Origin of the sequence: Dolichospermum sp. DET69, from assembly GCA_017355425.1 — a bacterium.
GTDB lineage: Bacteria > Cyanobacteriota > Cyanobacteriia > Cyanobacteriales > Nostocaceae > Dolichospermum.
In genome coordinates this window covers 4,220,941-4,238,903 of sequence record CP070233.1, presented here as the reverse complement: position 1 = coordinate 4,238,903, position 17,963 = coordinate 4,220,941, and the positions used below count along the sequence as shown (strand labels likewise).

The 17,963-nt window shown below is 38.3% G+C and carries 21 protein-coding genes; 14 read left to right on the top strand and 7 right to left on the bottom strand.

The window, feature by feature from the left end:
* Window positions 1-21: 21 nt before the first annotated feature.
* Complete coding sequence (locus EZY12_19405) at window positions 22-2,022, top strand: M10 family metallopeptidase C-terminal domain-containing protein (GenBank protein ID QSX70738.1); 2,001 nt, start codon at window positions 22-24, stop codon at window positions 2,020-2,022.
* A 305-nt stretch (window positions 2,023-2,327) separates the two neighbouring features.
* Here the strand turns inward: EZY12_19405 and EZY12_19400 are convergent, their stop codons facing one another.
* Both EZY12_19400 and EZY12_19395 read right to left on the bottom strand, forming a co-directional pair.
* Window positions 2,328-2,669, bottom strand: a complete 342-nt coding sequence (locus EZY12_19400; protein QSX66913.1) for a hypothetical protein — start codon at window positions 2,667-2,669, stop codon at window positions 2,328-2,330.
* 4 nt (window positions 2,670-2,673) lie between these two features.
* On the bottom strand, window positions 2,674-3,021 hold the full coding sequence (locus EZY12_19395) for a hypothetical protein (protein ID QSX66912.1): 348 nt from the start codon (window positions 3,019-3,021) through the stop codon (window positions 2,674-2,676).
* 67 nt (window positions 3,022-3,088) lie between these two features.
* On the opposite strand from EZY12_19395, the gene EZY12_19390 reads away from it, so the two are divergent.
* The 4 genes from EZY12_19390 to EZY12_19375 all read left to right on the top strand — a co-directional run bounded on the left by EZY12_19390 (window position 3,089) and on the right by EZY12_19375 (window position 4,082).
* A complete protein-coding gene (locus EZY12_19390) occupies window positions 3,089-3,295 on the top strand; it encodes a type II toxin-antitoxin system HicB family antitoxin (protein ID QSX66911.1) in 207 nt (68 codons plus the stop codon).
* Window positions 3,292-3,519 carry a type II toxin-antitoxin system HicA family toxin gene (locus EZY12_19385; protein QSX66910.1) on the top strand — a complete coding sequence of 76 codons (228 nt, stop codon included), beginning with the start codon at window positions 3,292-3,294 and terminating at the stop codon, window positions 3,517-3,519. Before EZY12_19390 ends, EZY12_19385 begins: the two co-directional genes overlap by 4 nt.
* Window positions 3,520-3,684: 165 nt before the next feature.
* Window positions 3,685-3,888 carry a type II toxin-antitoxin system HicB family antitoxin gene (locus EZY12_19380; protein QSX66909.1) on the top strand — a complete coding sequence of 68 codons (204 nt, stop codon included), beginning with the start codon at window positions 3,685-3,687 and terminating at the stop codon, window positions 3,886-3,888.
* Window positions 3,885-4,082, top strand: a complete 198-nt coding sequence (locus tag EZY12_19375; GenBank protein ID QSX66908.1) for a type II toxin-antitoxin system HicA family toxin — start codon at window positions 3,885-3,887, stop codon at window positions 4,080-4,082. Before EZY12_19380 ends, EZY12_19375 begins: the two co-directional genes overlap by 4 nt.
* 18 nt (window positions 4,083-4,100) lie before the next feature.
* Here EZY12_19375 and EZY12_19370 read toward each other — a convergent pair whose 3' ends face one another.
* Entirely contained in the window at window positions 4,101-5,681 is a 1,581-nt protein-coding gene (locus tag EZY12_19370) for a S8 family serine peptidase (protein QSX66907.1), read from the bottom strand.
* Between the two features lie 422 nt (window positions 5,682-6,103).
* On the opposite strand from EZY12_19370, the gene EZY12_19365 reads away from it, so the two are divergent.
* From EZY12_19365 to EZY12_19335, 7 genes are all read left to right on the top strand, one after another.
* Window positions 6,104-6,811, top strand: a complete 708-nt coding sequence (locus tag EZY12_19365) for a ribulose-phosphate 3-epimerase (GenBank protein QSX66906.1) — start codon at window positions 6,104-6,106, stop codon at window positions 6,809-6,811.
* A 133-nt stretch (window positions 6,812-6,944) separates the two neighbouring features.
* On the top strand, window positions 6,945-7,271 hold the full coding sequence (locus EZY12_19360) for a DUF433 domain-containing protein (protein ID QSX66905.1): 327 nt from the start codon (window positions 6,945-6,947) through the stop codon (window positions 7,269-7,271).
* On the top strand, window positions 7,255-7,590 hold the full coding sequence (locus EZY12_19355) for a DUF5615 family PIN-like protein (GenBank protein ID QSX66904.1): 336 nt from the start codon (window positions 7,255-7,257) through the stop codon (window positions 7,588-7,590). Before EZY12_19360 ends, EZY12_19355 begins: the two co-directional genes overlap by 17 nt.
* Before the next feature lie 561 nt (window positions 7,591-8,151).
* Complete coding sequence (locus EZY12_19350; protein QSX66903.1) at window positions 8,152-8,517, top strand: hypothetical protein; 366 nt, start codon at window positions 8,152-8,154, stop codon at window positions 8,515-8,517.
* 176 nt (window positions 8,518-8,693) lie between these two features.
* Window positions 8,694-8,975 (top strand): hypothetical protein, encoded by a 282-nt coding sequence (locus EZY12_19345; protein ID QSX66902.1) that lies wholly within the window; start codon window positions 8,694-8,696, stop codon window positions 8,973-8,975.
* Window positions 8,972-9,358 carry a type II toxin-antitoxin system VapC family toxin gene (locus EZY12_19340; GenBank protein ID QSX70737.1) on the top strand — a complete coding sequence of 129 codons (387 nt, stop codon included), beginning with the start codon at window positions 8,972-8,974 and terminating at the stop codon, window positions 9,356-9,358. Before EZY12_19345 ends, EZY12_19340 begins: the two co-directional genes overlap by 4 nt.
* 135 nt (window positions 9,359-9,493) lie before the next feature.
* Window positions 9,494-9,970: a Uma2 family endonuclease gene (locus tag EZY12_19335; GenBank protein ID QSX66901.1), complete on the top strand. Its 477-nt coding sequence runs from the start codon at window positions 9,494-9,496 to the stop codon at window positions 9,968-9,970.
* A 486-nt stretch (window positions 9,971-10,456) separates the two neighbouring features.
* Here the strand turns inward: EZY12_19335 and EZY12_19330 are convergent, their stop codons facing one another.
* On the bottom strand, window positions 10,457-10,711 hold the full coding sequence (locus EZY12_19330; GenBank protein QSX66900.1) for a hypothetical protein: 255 nt from the start codon (window positions 10,709-10,711) through the stop codon (window positions 10,457-10,459).
* 227 nt (window positions 10,712-10,938) lie between these two features.
* Here EZY12_19330 and moaA point away from each other — a divergent pair, with 227 nt between their 5' ends.
* Window positions 10,939-11,925 carry a GTP 3',8-cyclase MoaA gene (gene moaA, locus EZY12_19325; protein ID QSX70736.1) on the top strand — a complete coding sequence of 329 codons (987 nt, stop codon included), beginning with the start codon at window positions 10,939-10,941 and terminating at the stop codon, window positions 11,923-11,925.
* 224 nt (window positions 11,926-12,149) lie between these two features.
* Here the strand turns inward: moaA and rpsD are convergent, their stop codons facing one another.
* Window positions 12,150-12,758 carry a 30S ribosomal protein S4 gene (gene rpsD / locus EZY12_19320; protein ID QSX66899.1) on the bottom strand — a complete coding sequence of 203 codons (609 nt, stop codon included), beginning with the start codon at window positions 12,756-12,758 and terminating at the stop codon, window positions 12,150-12,152.
* A gap of 251 nt (window positions 12,759-13,009) precedes the next feature.
* Between rpsD and EZY12_19315 the strand changes: the two genes are divergently transcribed.
* Window positions 13,010-13,558, top strand: coding sequence for a hypothetical protein (locus EZY12_19315; protein ID QSX66898.1), 549 nt, complete (start codon window positions 13,010-13,012; stop codon window positions 13,556-13,558).
* Between the two features lie 98 nt (window positions 13,559-13,656).
* Here EZY12_19315 and hetR read toward each other — a convergent pair whose 3' ends face one another.
* Together hetR and EZY12_19305 are read right to left on the bottom strand one after the other, a co-directional pair.
* A complete protein-coding gene (gene hetR / locus EZY12_19310) occupies window positions 13,657-14,556 on the bottom strand; it encodes a heterocyst differentiation master regulator HetR (GenBank protein QSX66897.1) in 900 nt (299 codons plus the stop codon).
* 677 nt (window positions 14,557-15,233) lie between these two features.
* Window positions 15,234-17,693: an EamA family transporter gene (locus tag EZY12_19305; protein ID QSX66896.1), complete on the bottom strand. Its 2,460-nt coding sequence runs from the start codon at window positions 17,691-17,693 to the stop codon at window positions 15,234-15,236.
* Between the last annotated feature and the right edge of the window lie 270 nt (window positions 17,694-17,963).

The window sequence follows — 17,963 nt, the reverse complement described above, 5'->3', positions numbered from 1 at the left end:
ACTACTGTCACAGTAACACCTATAGATGACAACATCTTTGAAGGCACAGAAACCGCTATCCTCACCCTAACAACAGGTACAGGCTATGCTCTGGATGTCACCAACAGCGCCACTGTCAATATTGCTGATAATGATTTACCCAGTATTAGCCTAGCTGTATCTCCTGCCAGCGTTACCGAAGATGGACTAAGCAATCTGGTTTACACTTTCACCAGAACTGGACCCACAGCTAATGCCCTCACTGTCAACTATGGTGTTGGGGGAACTGCCACTTTCAACACAGACTATACTCAAACAGGTGCAACTAGCTTTACTGCAACTACTGGAATCATTACCTTTGTAGCGGGAAGCAGTACGGCAACTTTAACTGTTGACCCCACAGCCGATACCACCGTTGAAACTGATGAAACCGTTGTCCTCACTCTAGCAACTGCTACAGGTTACACTGTTAATACAACAACAGCAGTGACAGGAACTATTACCAATGATGACTCCTCTGCACTGCCTGTGATTACGGTTGCTGCTACTGCTAATGCTGCGGAAACTGCAACAGGTGTTACTCCTAATCCTGGTGTTTTCACTCTGACAAGGTTGGGAGGAAATATCAACCAACCCCTGACAGTCACCTATAGCCTCACCGGGACAGCTACTAACGGCGCAGACTATACCACTGTAGCAAATAATGTTATCTTTGCTGCCGGCAGTAACACAGCGACGGTAACATTAACACCTATTGATGACACCATTTTTGAAGGAACTGAGACTTCTATCCTTACCTTAGTCAAAGGTACTGCATACATCCTTGGTACAACTGCTAATGCAACGGTCAGCATTGCGGATAATGACCTGCAACCTACAGCTAACCTCAGTGCGACCCAAACCATTGTTGAAGGTAACACCAATCCTCAAAATGTCGCTTATACGGTGACTCTTTCCAATACCAGCACTAAAGCTATTACCGTCAACTATGCTACTGCTGATGGTACGGCTAAGGCTGGTCTAGACTATACTGGTACCACAGGTAGTTTAACTTTCAATCCAGGGGTAAAAACTCAAGTCATCAATATTCCCATTCTCAATGATGCACTCAATGAGGCTAATGAAACCTTTAACCTCAACCTGACTTCTGCTACTAATGCTACTCTTGGCACTACCAAAACAGTGGCGACGACTATAACTGATACTCTGAGGGCTGCTATTACAACTATCTTGCCAGATGGTGTGGAAAATCTGACTCTCACGGGAACATCTGCTATCAACGGAACTGGTAATGCAGGGGATAACGTTTTCACAGGCAATAGTGGCAATAACACTCTTACAGGTCTTGATGGTAATGACACTTATGTTTTCTCGGTGATAGGTGCATTAGGAACGGATACGATTGTAGAAACGGCAACGGGAGGTATTGATACTATTGACTTGACGGGAACGACTGCTGCGGTAAATGTGAATTTGGCTGTTACGACTTCGCAAACAGTCAATAGTAATCTGAAGCTCATTCTTTCTGGTAACAACGTCATTGAAAATGTGACAGGTGGTGCAGGAAATGACCGTTTAACGGGTAATGCTCTCGATAACTTGCTGGTTGGTGGTGCAGGTAATGACAAACTGCAAGGATTAGCAGGAAATGATTCTCTTTGGGGAGGATTAGGTGATGATATTCTGGCTGGAGGAGTTGGAAATGATCAATATCTATTCCAAAATAATGGAGTATTTAGCACTGCTTTAGGTGTTGACTATATTCCCCAATTTGATGCCGGACAGGACAAAATTGTTTTAAGTCTTAGCACTTTCAATGCCATTACTAATACTGTTGGACAGGCTTTAAGTGATTTTGCAGTTGTCACTGATGATGAATTGGTGAATGCTAGTAATGCAAGGATTGTTTATAGTCAAAGCACTGGCAGTTTATTCTATAACCAGGATGGTAATGTTCTGGGTGCAGGAAAAGTGTTTGAGTTTGCCCAATTAGGTAATCTTGATATTACTTTAAGTGGTAGTGATTTTAGTTTGATTGCCTAGTTTTTCACAATACCGGATTTCTCTACCACAATCTGTAGATACCCAATTTATTAAAGTTGGGTATCTACGGTGATTTTCAGGTAAATCAACCACGATGTATCCTCAAAACGGTTGGGACATGGAATGAAAGTAAAATCACGAAAAACCTAGATTTGTAGGGGTTTAGCTCATGCTTTACCCCTACCCGCTTAAATCAAATAATTAAGCCGTTTTGAGTATAACGAAGGTTTGAGAGAGCCAATTGTCAAGGGGTGATGTCAAAATACAGCCATTCTCATTTTAAAAATAAAATCAGATAAAATTAGTTATTCTCCCAAATAATTTATCACTTCTTCCATATCTAACATTGCCTGATTAAATCTATTTAACATGGCTTCTGCTACTTCAGGTTCAGCATTGAGATTCGATAATTTTTCTCTAATCACAGAGTCCACTGCTTCTATCCACAGTGATAAATTGGTGTTTTTAGCTGCTAATAATAACCCCATATTAGTAAGCACAGATAAATGAAAACCTAAATTATCCTGTCCACCGTAACCCAGGTATCCATTCCACAGTTCTAGTTTTGCTGGGGTAAATTCTTCATATTGCTCAAAAGTAATTCCACTGGGTTCTAATTGTGGCTGAGGTAAAGGTGGTTGATTCATAATGTTATAGAGTAAATAATTTTGACATTTGTAAAATACGGTTGTTCCAAGCACCAAGTTCATCAATAATTTGATTTCGTGCTTTTGAGTTATTCCAAACTTCTGTACTAAATAACCAGCGTGTTAGAAACCTGCTTAAATTAGCCAACTCAAAAGCATCATCAAATTCTACATCTGGGGCTATCCATTCAATAAAATACATGGTTTCTTTAATTAAACTCTTCACTGTATCACTATTATGATAATCCTGTGATAAAGACTGAATTTCTTTTAAGTGATTGTTTAAATTATTTAACCTGATAGAAACATCATCTTTGATAAATGTTGTTTGTAAAGTAGTTAAATTAGTCATCCCAAAAACTCCATTATATAGTCAATTGATGATAAAATACAAGGATATTAATCTCAACAAACGAAATATGAGACAAGTAATTATTTATCCTGGTGAAAATGGTTATTGGGTCGCCCAATGTCCCAGTTTACCACCTTGTATTAGTCAAGGGGAAACAAAAGAAGAAGCGATCGCTAATATTAAAGAAGCAATTGAACTGTATATTGAGCTACTTCAAGAAGAAGGTCGTGTTATTCCAGAAGATCAAGTTGAAACGGTAATGCTTGCTGTATGAGTAAATTACCTCAAGTTTCAGGAAAACAGTGTATCAAAGCTTTGGGTAAGGCTGGCTTTTATATAAAACGGCAAAAAGGCAGTCATATTATTCTCTGTCGGGATCAACCTTTTGCAGAAGTGGTAATTCCAAATCATAAAACTCTCGATAAAGGAACACTACGAGCAATTATTAGACAAGCAGAATTAGATGTTGATGAATTTATTGATCTGTTAGATGGTTAAGTGTAGTTGTCGCTTTCCTTTTGGTTTACTGTTAATTTAGCTTGAGATGGTAATCAATTGTTAGAATTAACATATATCATTTTTCGGTCTAGTCCGGCAAGCTAAACTATGATGTATTTATTATGTTATAATTTGTTCAGATCAACAACCATAAAGGTAAAAGCAATGAAAATCAAAGCTATTATTTATCCTGCTGAAGAAGGTGGTTATTGGGCTGAAGTACCTGCTCTCCCAGGTTGTATAACCGAAGGAGATACAATGGAAGAATTGGTTAATAACCTTCAAGATGCCATACAAGGCTGGTTAGAAGTAGCGAATGAAATCCAAAAACCAGATCCTATCTCACAAATTATTGAAATTGCAGTATGAAATCAATCTCAGGGAAAAAACTATGTAAAATTATTGAGAGAAAAGGTTGGATTCTCAAAAAAACTACAGGTAGTCATCATATTTATGAAAAGCCTGATGAGACTAAAATTATCTCTATTCCTGTACATCGAAATCAAGATTTAAAATCAATAATGAAAATGGCTGAACTATTGGAAGATGATTTAATTGCTTAATATTACAATTACAAAATATCACTTTTCAGCCACAGTCCACCAAGCCAAACCATAAGATTGAATAGCCTTATTCACCTGCTTCCTAAATTGCACCCGAATTTTATAATTTCCATTAGTAGAAACTGGGCAAAAAATATGTTCAACACTATCAACTTCACTCACAGAATCACAAACAACAACTTCATTATTTTTAACTAAATAAACATCAAGATTATTTAATCCTTTATCTTTAAATGTTTCTCCAATATCATATTCCTGATTATTATTTTTATCATCCAACTCTACCAAACGATCCCAACTTAAAGTAATAGCGACAAAACTATTTTTTTTCAACCTCTTTTCTAAAACATATTCTTTAGCAGAATTAGCATTAACAGTACCATAATCCCAACCAATAGGCGGCACAGGTGCGTTAGATTTCCATTCACCACCATTCAATTGTTGATAACCTCGAAAAGCATTTAAGTGACCCGCTCCCATTTGAGCATCTAGGGGAATTTTAGCATTTTTATAAGCGTCCGTTGCTAACCAATCTTTATTTTGTTTATCAATTAAAGTCCTCGTCATTCCCAACCGTAAACCATCACCACTATCTTGAATTTTGTCCGCCGAATTGAGTAATATTGCTTTCATGACTTGATGACGACGAGCATTAGTAGTCCAATTTGGTTGTTTAGTTCGCAACTGTCTATCCACAAATTCCTGTAATAATGCCACAGTAGCAGTAACCTGTGGTGAAGCAAAACTCGTACCAGTAGATTTATTTAATTTACCATCAGGATTAAGTAAAGGAATATTAGTACCAGGAGCAACTAAACTAATTGCGCTTCTTTCATTAATATTAAATTCTTTCCCAGCCAAACGATTTTCTATACCTTGATTAATACTAGCCAAATTAGAAACGTGAACCTTATTAAAAATTCCCTCTCGTTCCGAGGAAAAAGCCACATTAATTGCGTTAAAATTGTCTGTAGGAATGGGAATCCCGCCTTTGCCTTGATTACCTGCAATAGTATACACAACATCATGAACACGACTAGACAAGTCAATACATAAAGTTAGTAAAGCATTACCATCTAACATAGCTTCTGGTCGAGGATCACGATCAAGAGGTTCACCAAAACTCAAATTAATCGCCCGGACATCACCACCATTTTGTAAAGCAATGTGTTGTACTGATAAACACTCCTCCGGTTGTCCGATTTTTTTTGTAGATCCTACAGCCGAAGAATATAGTCGCGCATTGGGGGCTACACCAGGAAAAGCCTTATCCTGACTCACCATTACACCAGAAACATTATAGGCATGAGGATCAACACCAACATTAGATTTAGCGGGGACATTACGTGAAAACACCGCAAATGGAGATACAGCCCGATTTTTAGACACAGCCTTATCCCAGCCAAACATCCCTGGACGACCAATTTCCACTTGACCAATAGCAATTTTTCGCCCAGTCAAATTATAAGGAGCTTGATGTAGTTTCAGTGCATCAATACCATTAGTACCTAAAAAATTTGCAAACTTCACCCTAGCAAAGACAGGTAAAGTCAAACAAGAAAAACCTAAACTCCAAAAAATTAACCAATTTCTATTCATAGCCGCTTGTTACTCCCTTCCCAAATCAAAATTAAGTAGGTAGGCACAATTAAATATAATATGGGCGCTCATGTTGCCCACCCCACAATAAGTATAATATTTTTGTGGGGTGGGCTTGGTGGAATCCCAAGAGTCAACAATATCATCTTGATATTATTTCAGCCTATCTTCTTCCTTCCTTCGTGTCCTATTCCTATGGCTCCTGCGTCGCCACGCAAGCTATCGGAACGCTCCGCGAACGTCCCTATATCCCTCCGGTCCCGTCAGGGATACGTGGTTCATTTAATCCATATTCTTCCAGTGGGAAAGGAAACAAAAGAGAGCAATTTTATTTTTAATTTTCATTTTTGAATTAATTTTTAACAATTTCCCATATTTTGTTACAATACTTACAGACGAAGACGCTTAAAAACCCACTAGCCATGACCCAAAATTCATCTCAAAAACCTATAGTTATTTCTCCTTCCATCCTATCAGCAGATTTTAGCCGTCTAGGTGACGATATTCGCGCCGTAGACAAAGCTGGAGCAGATTGGATTCACGTTGATGTAATGGACGGACGTTTTGTACCTAATATTACAATAGGTCCTCTGATTGTGGAGGCGATTCGTCCGATTACAACTAAGCCACTGGATGTCCACTTGATGATTGTGGAACCAGAAAAGTATGTAGAAGGTTTTGCTAAAGCTGGCGCTGATATTATTTCCATACACGCAGAACATAACGCTTCCCCTCACTTACACCGTACTCTGGGACAAATCAGAGAACTCGGTAAAAAAGCTGGAGTTGTCCTTAATCCTGGTACACCTTTGGAGTTAATTGAATATGTCCTAGAATTGTGCGATTTAGTGCTAATTATGAGCGTTAACCCCGGTTTCGGTGGTCAAAGCTTCATTCCTAGTGTAGTTCCTAAAATCCGCAAATTGCGTCAAATGTGTGATGAACGCGGTTTAGATCCTTGGATTGAAGTTGACGGGGGACTAAAAGCTAATAATACTTGGCAAGTTTTGGAAGCAGGAGCTAATGCTATTGTAGCGGGTTCGGCTGTTTTCAATGCTCCTGATTATGCTGAAGCGATTACCAATATCCGTAACAGTAAGCGTCCAACTCCAGAATTAGCAGCAGTGTAATAGCTGTCAGCCTGTAGGGTGCGTTATATTTATTCATAACGCACCATTACTATTATTAATTAAATGACTTGTGATCAAAATCAAAATATAATAACATATTAAGATGAATTATTTTGTAAATTCATGAAAATCAATGAGTACAATTTCTGTTAGTAAAGAACACATAGTGATCACTCCCGGAGTATGTGGAGGAAAACCACGCATTGCTGGACATCGCATCAAAGTTCAAGATATTGTAATTTGGCATGAAAGGATGGGAATGTCGCCTGATGAAATTATTTATCAACATCCTAGCATTACGTTAGCTGATGTTTATGCGGCTTTAGCCTATTATCATGATCATCGAGAAGAAATTAGACAGCAAATTGAAGAAGGCGAAAATTTTGCTAAACAATTACAAGGAAATAAACCATCTTTAATTGAAAAAATCTTAAAGGGTGAAAGTGTCAAACAAGATTAAATTTCACCTTGATGAAAATGTTGGTAATGCCATAGCAACTGGATTGAGAATACGAGGAATTGATACAACAACTTCGCCAGAACAAGGGCTAATTAGTGCATCTGATGAACAACAATTAGCTTTTTGTTTATCTCAAAAACGAGTGATTTTTACCTTTGATGATGATTTTCTGAGTTTAGCTTCTACAGGAATTGAACATTGCGGTGTTATTTATGCTCGCCAAAAGCGTCAGTCAATTGGAAAAATTATTAGTGATTTAGTTTTAGTTTGGGAATGTTTAGAACCTGAATATATGTATAATAATATTGAATTTTTGTAGTTCAGTTAATAAAATTGTAGTTTGGGTTAAGTAGTAGATTTTTCATACAAAAATCATGTAAATCTCTGTAATTGACAGACTTCTAGATTATTGAATCAAGCAATCAGGTGGTTAGGTACTGGCGAAGCTAATACCCTAATCAAAACTAATGTAGGGCTTACGCAAAATTAATAATTAACGTAATTACCTCATTAAGAGCGATATTGAAGTAATCACCTAAATTTCTGGGATTGCTTCTCTGCAAAATTTTCACGCTATGAAAAGTTCTGTTTCCGTAGTCTGTATATTTTTTTGTTTTTATATTAAGTATTGACATTATTAGTAGTTGGGGTACATAATATGTACATGATATAAAATAGAGCCACTGTATAAATTTTTTTGACATATTTTATTTACTTTGCTATTATTGGAGCATGGGTAGTAAAACTTAACCTTTAACATCCATAAATTAAATGTCAGCCTACGTGGTAGCAGCGCTGACATATATCTCTCATATATTCTTCCTGATTTTGACGAATCACGAAGTCCAATTCCTTACAACAAACAGGAGTCAAATTTATTATGGCACAAAATGCCAATCTTCAACCACTTCATTTTGCAATCAGCAACTTTGAAGTTTTGGAACATCTAGAAATCACAGTCAAGGTAGACTTGGGACTCATTAACCAAGCACCTCCCAAAAAATCTCTCACTGTTACAGAGATAGCCTACCATCTTAGTCAAAGGACTGGAGAAAACTGGACTTCTCGCCGTGTTAATGAAATGCTGGAAAATATGAAGTACCAGCAAAAGCATTATTGGCAATGGGAACCCACTATTAAAGGTAAGCAGTTTGCAGACTTCAGTAGTCGAGTTCTCAAATGGAGTCCAGAAGTCATCAACTTAATTTTGCAACAACTACCTCAGCAGTTGAGGTTAGCTGTCTAAAGCATATTTTTGAAGCTTGATTTCGCTTTATATTCTCCCTTATGAGACTTACCATTTGCGTGAGTCTCTGATGGGGATATATTGATACACGCTTAATTATCACCCCTAGTCTGTAGGGTAGGTTAAGCGCATTTATGCTAAAATGCCATTACCACACTCTGTAAGGAGTTTTCTGTATGGCTAACGTTACTTACGATGAAATTTTTGGAGCAGTATTAACTTTACCTCCTCTATACAGAGCGATGCTTGCTGAACATCTTCTCAAAAGTCTTGATGAAAAGGAGCAAATTCAACTGGCCACACAGTTATTGCAATGGGTAGAAGTAAAGATTAATAAAGAACCTCAGTCTATGCCAAATAAAAGATTACGACAGCCAGGACTCGGTTTAGGTTCTTGTGTATTCAATGATGACTTTGATGATCCACTACCTGATGAGTTTTGGCTTGGTGAAACATAAAATTACTATTCGATACCCACACTTTTATGTGGTGGCATAGCGAACCAGACCGTATACCTAGAGAGACGCTAATATTACTTCAAAATCCTAATAATGAGTTACTTCTAAGCATCGTTAGCCTATGGGAAATGCAAATCAAAATTCAGTTAGGAAAACTAACTCTTAGAGATGATTTAGAACTTATGCTAAAGACTCAGCAGGAACAAAATAATATTAACTTAATATCTATAACTTTTCTCCATATTCTAGAACTAAAAAACTTACCTCTACACCACAAAGATCCATTTGATAGACTTCTAATAGCTCAATGTAAAGTTGAAAATGCAACATTAATTAGTCGAGACTCAGTTTTCCAGAACTATGACTGTCCTGTAATTTGGTAATCGCTAACGCTAACTCTTCTAGTATAAGTGGCGATCGCAAATCGCTCTATGGAAATCGCTAACTTATCATTTTTCTTTGTTTTATTCCTTTGCAAAATCAGTTAAGATGAATCTTATCACTCTAGGTAAATGACTATGAGATGGGAAGAAGTTTGTGAAAATAAACAATTACAAGATTTACCCTTCAAGATTGAATTGAATAAATGGGGGCAAATCATCATGAGTCCTGTAAAGATTAAACACTCATTTTATCAAGGAAGAATCCAACGTCTATTAGAATCTTTATTGAAAACTGGTGAAGTCATGCCAGAATGTGCAATTAATACATCAGATGGAGTTAAAGTTGCTGATGTAGTTTGGTGTTCAGACCAAAGATTTGATCAAATTCAAGATGAAATATCAGCTTCTATAGCCCCAGAAATTTGTATAGAAGTTAAATCCACTGGTAATACCTTTGAGGAAATGGAATTTAAGAAAAAATTATATTTAGAATCTCAAGCAATTGAAGTATGGTTATGTAATGAACAAGGTCAAATAAAATTCTATAATGAACAAGGTGAACTATCACAATCTTTGTTAGTTCCTGACTTTCCTAACCAAATTAAACGATAATTCTAGAACTTACGCGCTGTGCAAATCAATCATGATATGCTTTCACCAAAACACCTTATTTCAGGCGGCAATTAATGCTATTTTGACCGATAAATCAACTGTGAGGTAGGGGTTTAGCAGTGCTCATAGGTGTCAAATTAACGTAAAACCTATAGCCCGACTGGGAATGAATTCCCAGTCTAATAGCAAAAGTCATCTAAAGATGACTGAATATCCCGAAAATCTTTAGTCTACTTCAGTAGACTTCGGTTATTAGCCCTGAACTTCAGTTCTGGGCGGGTGTGGAAACCAACAAATAAGCCATCTGTAGCCTAAGTTGACACCAATGAGCAGTGCTAAACCCCTACGATAAATGTGGTTTTTACAGCCATACATATTTAATTTTTTTATCAATGCGTAAGTCCTAAATTCTATATCAACTATTTGATTTTTGGGAAAATCAGCCTATTTAATACCAAATATATTAATTTTATGGATGTAAAAAAATCACTCTTTCTCTCCTCGTCTTTCTCCTATTTCTTGTTCTAATTCTTCCCAAGATTCTAGCGGAGGTTGTTCTTGCATAATTTCTTGACGAATTGCCAACAACTTTGCCCCTAAAGATGTTTTAGGTTGATAGGAAGATAGAGTTAGCTGATTTCGATTTTCTTCAATAAGAGTATTAACCAAATTTAATACCTGAAGTTGTTTTTCAGAAGGTAAAATGCGCCATTTTTCTAATAAAATTTGTTCGGTATTCATGGAATTAGTTTCCTCTAAATATAACTGAGTTTATTTCATAACTTAAAATTCAGAAAAATACAGCTTGCAATCCTCGGATTTCTCAAGATATTCTAACAAATTCCTAAAATGCTTGTGGAATTTACCTTTTAAATTTTGAGTTTTGTGTACCTTCCGGCAATCATAGGCTCTATAATAAAATTGTTTAATCTGTCACCCCTTCTTTAAATATGACAACCAGCGCAACTATAAACAAAGTGGACTACCTCCGCATCAGTTTAATTGATCGCTGTAACTTTCGTTGTCAATACTGTATGCCAGCAGGTGCAGAACTTGACTATATCGTCAAACAGCAATTATTAACTGATAAAGAACTGCTTACCCTCATTCAAGAAGTCTTTATCCCTGTTGGTTTTACCCGCTTTCGCTTAACAGGTGGTGAACCCTTACTTCGTCCTCATGTAGTTGATTTAGTCGAAAAAATTGCTCATCTTCCCGAAACTCAAGATTTAGCAATGACTACAAATGGATTTTTACTTGCTCCCATTGCCCAAAATCTCTATGATGCAGGTTTAACAAGAATTAATATAAGTTTAGATTCTCTAGATCCACATATATTTGAAGAAATAATCGGTAATAATGGACGTGGACGCTGGCAGCAAGTATGGCAAGGAATCCAGTCTGCTTATAAAGTAGGATTCAGCCCATTAAAATTAAATGTAGTCGTAATTCCTGGCGTTAATGACCATGAAATCTTAGATTTGGCTGCTTTAACCATTGATAAACAATGGCACGTCAGATTTATTGAATTTATGCCCATTGGCAACGGAGACTTATTTAGCGATCGCGGTTGGATATCTTCAGCGGATTTACGTCAATCCATTCGTGAGCGTTGGGGCTTAACAGAATCCCAAATTCGCGGTAATGGACCGGCTGATGTCTTTCAAATTCCTGGTGCTAAAGGAACAATAGGATTTATTAGTCAAATGTCAGAATGTTTTTGCGATCGCTGTAATCGGATGCGTTTAAGTGCCGATGGTTGGCTACGTCCCTGCTTATTAAACGAAACAGGTCAAATTGACTTAAAAACAGCTTTACGGGCTGGCATGAGTACAAATGAATTGCAAGCAGAAGTCAGAAAAATTTTAAATATTAAATCAGAAATAAACTTTAAGCAACGCGACTCTGGTACTGTCGGCACATACACCCGTACTATGTCGCAGATTGGTGGTTAGTCATTGGTTATTGGTCATTAGTCATTAGAGGATTCCACAAAAAGATAACCAAATCTTGTGGGATGGGCATCTTGCCCGTCCTGATATTATTATTAAAATGCCTGCATCACAAGAAAATTTGGGATATTTTTTTATTTGTAAGTTTCTTAGTCATTAGTTAGTTGTTGGTTGTCAGTTGTCAGTTGTCTAATAAGCACTGACCACTGACCACTGACCATTGACTACTACGCTTGACGTGAGTAGTATTCCACCACGAGTAGTTCATTAACTTGTAATGCTACCCATTCCCGTTCAATTACACTATTGACCTTACCAGACAACTTAGTTTTATCAAACTCTAGATGACTAGGAAGGTTAGCTAAACCGGGATATTGCAAATTAGCTTCCACTAACTTCTTAGAAGCTTCTCTGTTTCTCACAGCAACTTCTTCACCAGGACGGCACTGATAGCTGGCAATATCTACAACGCGGCCATTAACAGTTAAATGACCGTGATTCACCAATTGACGGGCGGCTGGGATTGTGGGAGCCATACCCATCCGGAAAACGGTATTATCCAGGCGCATTTCTAACAATTGCAGTAACACCTGCCCAGTAGAACCAGCAACTCGTCTGGCTTTACGAACATAGCGGAGCATTTGTTTTTCGGTTAAACCGTAGTTCATGCGGAGTTTTTGCTTTTCCTCTAGACGGATAGCATACTCAGAGCGCTTTTTACGGTTTTGGCCATGCTGTCCTGGGGGATAAGCACGTCTAGCACTCTTCCGAGTTAAACCTGGTAATTCGCCTAAACGACGGACAATTCTGAGGCGGGGTCCTCTATATCGGGACATGAGTTTCCTTAATTTAATCCTTCTAAAATTTTATTCAGACCTACCATTATGGCATAGTTCCCAGAAGCATAGACATTTATAGCTAAATTGTCTTTTATTCACCATTAATATTCAGATAAATCAATCCGTTAAATTTACCAATTTTCGGTAAATTTCTGGTGATTGCACCGTGGTAGAAGATTGGGAGCAGATTCTACGGTAGCATAACCTTGGTTGAATCGAAAACGGTTATGTTAAAAAGCGAAAAAAAAATGAGTAACTTTGGGAACAAACAAACAAATTATTCCTTCAGAGCATTTACAGCATCATTTATAACTATAGGTGGATTACTAACCAGTAGTTTACCTACTATGGCTGTTACCGATTCATATCGGAATGACTATCGGGTTTGTGCTGCTCAACTATTGAGCGTAGGTGTCAGCAAAAACCAAGCATCTCAAAGTTGTGCCTCTGCACTGAGACCACGAGAGTTATCCTCATGTGTAGCAGAAATTCATAAGCTTACACAAAATACACCTGTGGATGCCCTTTCTTCCTGTCGTCAAGCTCGCCGTCCACAGGATTTAGCAACCTGTGTAGTTAGCATTAGTAAAAGTTATCAGGGTTCTGAAAATTCAGCTACTTTAACATCCTGTAGTCGCAGTTTGTTACCAGTAACCTTTGCTGAATGTGTAGTTGGTTTACGTCGAGAAATTGATTTGAGTCCTACTCAGGCATTAGATACTTGTATTGATGCCAGTGAAGGATCTAGCGGTTCTGGCGCGGTGTCTACAAAGCCCTTGGGTGTTAACCCTAAATAAGAGACTTTCGCCTTACCCCTCAATTCCTATAATTAAATAGATTCATAACTGTAGGGTTGGTAAATATACCACCCTACCCCACATAAAAATTGTGTTTTCTATTCATCTTTATTACCAACAACCATTTGCAATATCATCGGTACTCCTCCCTCGTGGTGATATTTATCCCCCCAAGCCCTAATGATTTCGTCTAATTCCTCCATTGCTCGATCAATCTGATCCGTGGGAATATCCAGTTCTTCCACAGCCCGCATCGTGTTTGGTTTACGTTCTGCCCAATATTTCATCATGCGGAAATACCGAGCCGTATCTTCTACCATCGTGTAAGTGCGTTCTTGATCATCAGCAGGAGCATAGAACGGACGAGTAAGAGCATAAAATGGCATTCCCCACGGACAATCAATGCGTGTTACCGTTCCTGAATACAGTAGACGGCGCTTGATATGTTCCGCTAATGCTTCACTCAAGGGCATCTGATGCTCAGGGGGTAGTTCTTCCTGCGATCGCTTATGGAGAAACTCAATTAACTCCATAAATTCAAATGAGGTGACTAGCTTGGCATCAGGAAGATGTTCAGGGAGCTTTTGCTCAATTTGTTTTTTCTCTTCACTGGTTAGATTTGTACCGGGAACACGGGATCTTCCTGGTATCCAAGGATATTTTTCCATCCAGACATAGGGAAGTTGGATCAGATAGCGAGGTTCTTGAGAACCCAGCATTTTTAGAAGTTTGCCCTCAGTTAAAGCAAGTCTGACTTCTTCAACAATGATTTTAACTCGTTTTGGCTCAAGGTGATGTAAATGTCCAGTCATTCGCAGGTTTTGCCCCTGCTCTAGATAGGTCATATAAATTGCACACTTGGCTGCTGTTGCGGCTGCATCTAAAAATGCTCCATGCCTGTGACCACTGGTACGCATGGCACTGAAGGCTAGATAAAGCATGATCTGATCCATCGCACTAGGGCCAAGACGCTTGATCAGATCGATGTCGTTGGTCATATTCTACAGACGGATAAATGGCTTGTTTACAAGTGTGATATTCAAATCAAACTATGAATTATACACCCAGTTGGACACAAATAATTTAAATCTAAATTTCAACCTAAAATTACTGTTTGACTCGGGAATTTTTAGGTGATAAATGTTGGGGGTGTGAATTGGTAGTTTCTCGCGTCTGACTAACTAACCCCCTCCCCTGGTATGACTCGAAGACTTTAAGATACCCAGGGTGTTGGGATGCAGGAGTATAGGGTAAAACGGAGGAACGTTAGATGATTTGTATTTTGTATCTAAGAAACTATTATAACTTCCTATTTCTGAAATATCCATACATTTTTCAAATAATTTTTCGGGAATGGGGAATAGGTAATTGGTAATTTTTCTTTATTCTTTCTCTTTTCTCCTAAACTCGGTGACTCCACAAGAGGGGCAACCACGGGGGGATTGCCCCTACGGTGACTCCACAAGAGGGGCAACCACGGGGGGATTGCCCCTACGGTGACTCCACAAGAGGGGCAACCACGGGGGGATTGCCCCTACGGTGACTCCACAAGAGGGGCAACCACGGGGGGATTGCCCCTACGGTGACTCCACAAGAGGGGCAACCACGGGGGGATTGCCCCTACGGTGACTCCACAAGAGGGGCAACCACGGGGGGATTGCCCCTACGGTGACTCCTATTTAGATGGTTGTGGCTGATTGGGTGTTTTTTTCCAGGTAATACTTGCTGTACCAATCGTCACTAAGATAACTCCTATAACTTGGACAATATCTAGAGATTCTTGGAGCATTACACCAGCGAAAATCACGGTTAAAATGGGGACTGTAGCTCCAATCAAAGATGAGTAGGGAGAGCCTAGTTTACGAATACCAAAATTATTGAATAAGTAACCGCATAAAGTCAGAACACCTAATATAAAAGCACTTAATACCAGTTCGAGTCCATTAGATGAGTTAATTGCTAAAGCTAAATTACTGGGTAAAGGGATAATTAAGCAAATAAAACTTAATAACAACATGGTAGTGAAGTTAATTAAAGTCAAAGATACCGGATGTAATTTGAGTTTAGTGGCGCATATCCTGGTAAAAACGACGTACATTGCAAATGCTACCCCAGAGAAAATAGCTGTAATGCTTCCTAATGAGGTATTATTCACCCCTATAGACTGATTAGCTAAAATCAACAGTTCACCACAAAAAATTGCCGCCATTGCCCCAGTAATCAGTACATTAGGACGTTCTTGAAATAGAAACCACGACAGAAACACACTCATAACTGGATAGATAAAGAAGAGGGCGATCGCCATTCCTGTTGTGACTTCACCAATAGCAATATAAATAAGTACCTGTGATAAGAATAACAAGCAACCGCTAATGATTGATAAAAATAAAGCCTGTTTACTTTTCTGCTGAATAGGGGTTGCATTTGCTCGTAATGAAGTAAATAAATTTTCTAGCTCTTGCCAAATAGGAGGATGTAATATGGGCGATAAAAGTAACATTAATGGCACAACCACTAATAAACGTAGCATCAAAATCAAGAAAATATTACCCAATGTAGGTAAGATTAGCTGCTGTGTTGGTAATCCTCCCAAGGAATTAGAAGCTGTAAAGAAAATCGCTTTAATGGCTACGTTGTAAAGAGACGAAACCACTGTAGACAAAGAGATCAAAAGAAAACCTATCTGTAATTCTGACCAGTTAGGAGATGTGCGGGATCTTTGTTGTCTGGGAGTAGTTTGTTCTCTGGGAGTAGTTTGTTCTCTGGGATTTATTTGTTGTCTGGGAGTAGTTTGTTCTCTGGGAGTTGTTTGTTGTTTGGATGTTGTTTCCCGTCTTAATTTTGGTGTTGGTGGTCGTCCTGTTGGTAAATTAGGAGTTAAAACAGAACGTGGTTCAGATGGGGTATCTCCCAGGGATGGTGCTGTTAATACTTTAGAAGTCAAAACAGCAGTCGGTTCAAGGTTTTTGTCTTCCTGTGATGTATCTGGATTTACGAAAGAACTAGGTTCAGGATTTTTGTCTTCTGGTATTGCTGTTGGTAAATCTAGATTTACGAAAGAACTAGGTTCAGGATTTTTGTCTTCCGGTATCACTGTTGGTAAATCTGGATTTACGAAAGAACTAGGTTCAGGGCTTTTATCTTCCGGTATCGCTGTTGGTAAATCTGGATTTACAAAAGAACTAGATTCAGGATTTTTATCTTCCGGTATCGCTGTTGGTAAATCTGGATTTACGAAAGAACTGGGTTCAGGGCTTTTATCTTCCGGTATTGCTGTTGGTAAATCTGGATTTACGAAAGAACTGGGTTCAGGGCTTTTGTTGGTTGGGGAAGATAATATAACCGCATTAGCTGCTGATGTAGAATCACCGTGTGGTAATTCATGGGGAATCAAAGTAACTGGTTCAACAATCATTCTTTGTGAGGATTTTTCCCCATTCCCATTTTGATAAGCTATAGCTTCGCCACGTGGGCTATTAGGTAGTTGTAAAACAGTGAGTGCGCCTCCTGTTACTACCTTGACAGAATTAGTGTCTCGATTTTTTTCTACCTCACCTCGCAGACGATTCACAAATTCTGCTAATATTACCTCCCCTTGCTGTTGTTGGCTATACATCCGTGACAACTGTTGAGAAAGATCACCTTGATAGTTTTTGAGTTCTTGTAATAGTGAACTAAAGGCAATAGTGACGGTATCATCCAGACTGTCTAGCATATTATTGACATTCTGTTCGATTTCATTAACTGCATTATTACCTAATTGAGTATTTTGAAGCGCAGCTTGATCAGAGGGGTTATGCTCTACGGCTTGAGTAGCTAAAGTTTTCAGTGACGATTGTAATTGAGAAGATATATGTTTGGCTAAAACTTCTGCTAATTGACGGATTAACACCTGCTGCTCAGTGATTTGTCGTGATTGTTGTAAATGCTCCTTTTCCTCAATTAACTTTTGAATATCGTTAGATAATCGGTTTTTTTCAGTTTCTAGCCGTTTTACGTCTTCCTGCAACGACCTCAGCACATTTTGTTGAAGATTTTCTAAATCCTCAACTACATCCCATAGAGCATTTTCAGCGGCTCTGGATAGCTCACCTCTAATGCGTGGGTTTTCTGGTCGTTTCTCAAATCGCCCCATCAGTTTCTAGCCTCTAACACCTTGATGATTAAGTTGCTTCCCCGGATACCAAATCAAAACTTGTATTAAGTTTCTTTGAGAAAACATCGGAAACTGCACAATTTCACGGAACTTATAAATTTAATTAACTTATACAAGATTAGTCCCTATCATTTTTTAGAGAATGATAGTTATAAAAGTCTTACATATTAAATACCTAACTACAAGCATCAAATCAGTGCGGAATGTGTCTTGCTTGACAGTTGACATCATAAGACCTCGCGGTATGCG

What these genes read in the sequence shown, in the direction of transcription:
- EZY12_19400 (QSX66913.1), bottom strand. Translation starts at nt 2,669, where the DNA reads ATGAATCAACCACCTTTACCTCAGCCACAATTAGAACCCAGTGGAATT.
- EZY12_19345 (QSX66902.1), top strand. Translation starts at nt 8,694, where the DNA reads ATGGCTAACGTTACTTACGATGAAATTTTTGGAGCAGTATTAACTTTA.
- EZY12_19335 (QSX66901.1), top strand. Translation starts at nt 9,494, where the DNA reads ATGAGATGGGAAGAAGTTTGTGAAAATAAACAATTACAAGATTTACCC.
- EZY12_19380 (QSX66909.1), top strand. Translation starts at nt 3,685, where the DNA reads ATGAAAATCAAAGCTATTATTTATCCTGCTGAAGAAGGTGGTTATTGG.
- EZY12_19390 (QSX66911.1), top strand. Translation starts at nt 3,089, where the DNA reads ATGAGACAAGTAATTATTTATCCTGGTGAAAATGGTTATTGGGTCGCC.
- hetR (QSX66897.1), bottom strand. Translation starts at nt 14,556, where the DNA reads ATGACCAACGACATCGATCTGATCAAGCGTCTTGGCCCTAGTGCGATG.
- EZY12_19350 (QSX66903.1), top strand. Translation starts at nt 8,152, where the DNA reads ATGGCACAAAATGCCAATCTTCAACCACTTCATTTTGCAATCAGCAAC.
- rpsD (QSX66899.1), bottom strand. Translation starts at nt 12,758, where the DNA reads ATGTCCCGATATAGAGGACCCCGCCTCAGAATTGTCCGTCGTTTAGGC.
- EZY12_19360 (QSX66905.1), top strand. Translation starts at nt 6,945, where the DNA reads ATGAGTACAATTTCTGTTAGTAAAGAACACATAGTGATCACTCCCGGA.
- EZY12_19365 (QSX66906.1), top strand. Translation starts at nt 6,104, where the DNA reads ATGACCCAAAATTCATCTCAAAAACCTATAGTTATTTCTCCTTCCATC.
- EZY12_19305 (QSX66896.1), bottom strand. Translation starts at nt 17,693, where the DNA reads ATGGGGCGATTTGAGAAACGACCAGAAAACCCACGCATTAGAGGTGAG.
- EZY12_19375 (QSX66908.1), top strand. Translation starts at nt 3,885, where the DNA reads ATGAAATCAATCTCAGGGAAAAAACTATGTAAAATTATTGAGAGAAAA.
- EZY12_19315 (QSX66898.1), top strand. Translation starts at nt 13,010, where the DNA reads ATGAGTAACTTTGGGAACAAACAAACAAATTATTCCTTCAGAGCATTT.
- EZY12_19385 (QSX66910.1), top strand. Translation starts at nt 3,292, where the DNA reads ATGAGTAAATTACCTCAAGTTTCAGGAAAACAGTGTATCAAAGCTTTG.
- EZY12_19395 (QSX66912.1), bottom strand. Translation starts at nt 3,021, where the DNA reads ATGACTAATTTAACTACTTTACAAACAACATTTATCAAAGATGATGTT.
- EZY12_19330 (QSX66900.1), bottom strand. Translation starts at nt 10,711, where the DNA reads ATGAATACCGAACAAATTTTATTAGAAAAATGGCGCATTTTACCTTCT.
- EZY12_19370 (QSX66907.1), bottom strand. Translation starts at nt 5,681, where the DNA reads ATGAATAGAAATTGGTTAATTTTTTGGAGTTTAGGTTTTTCTTGTTTG.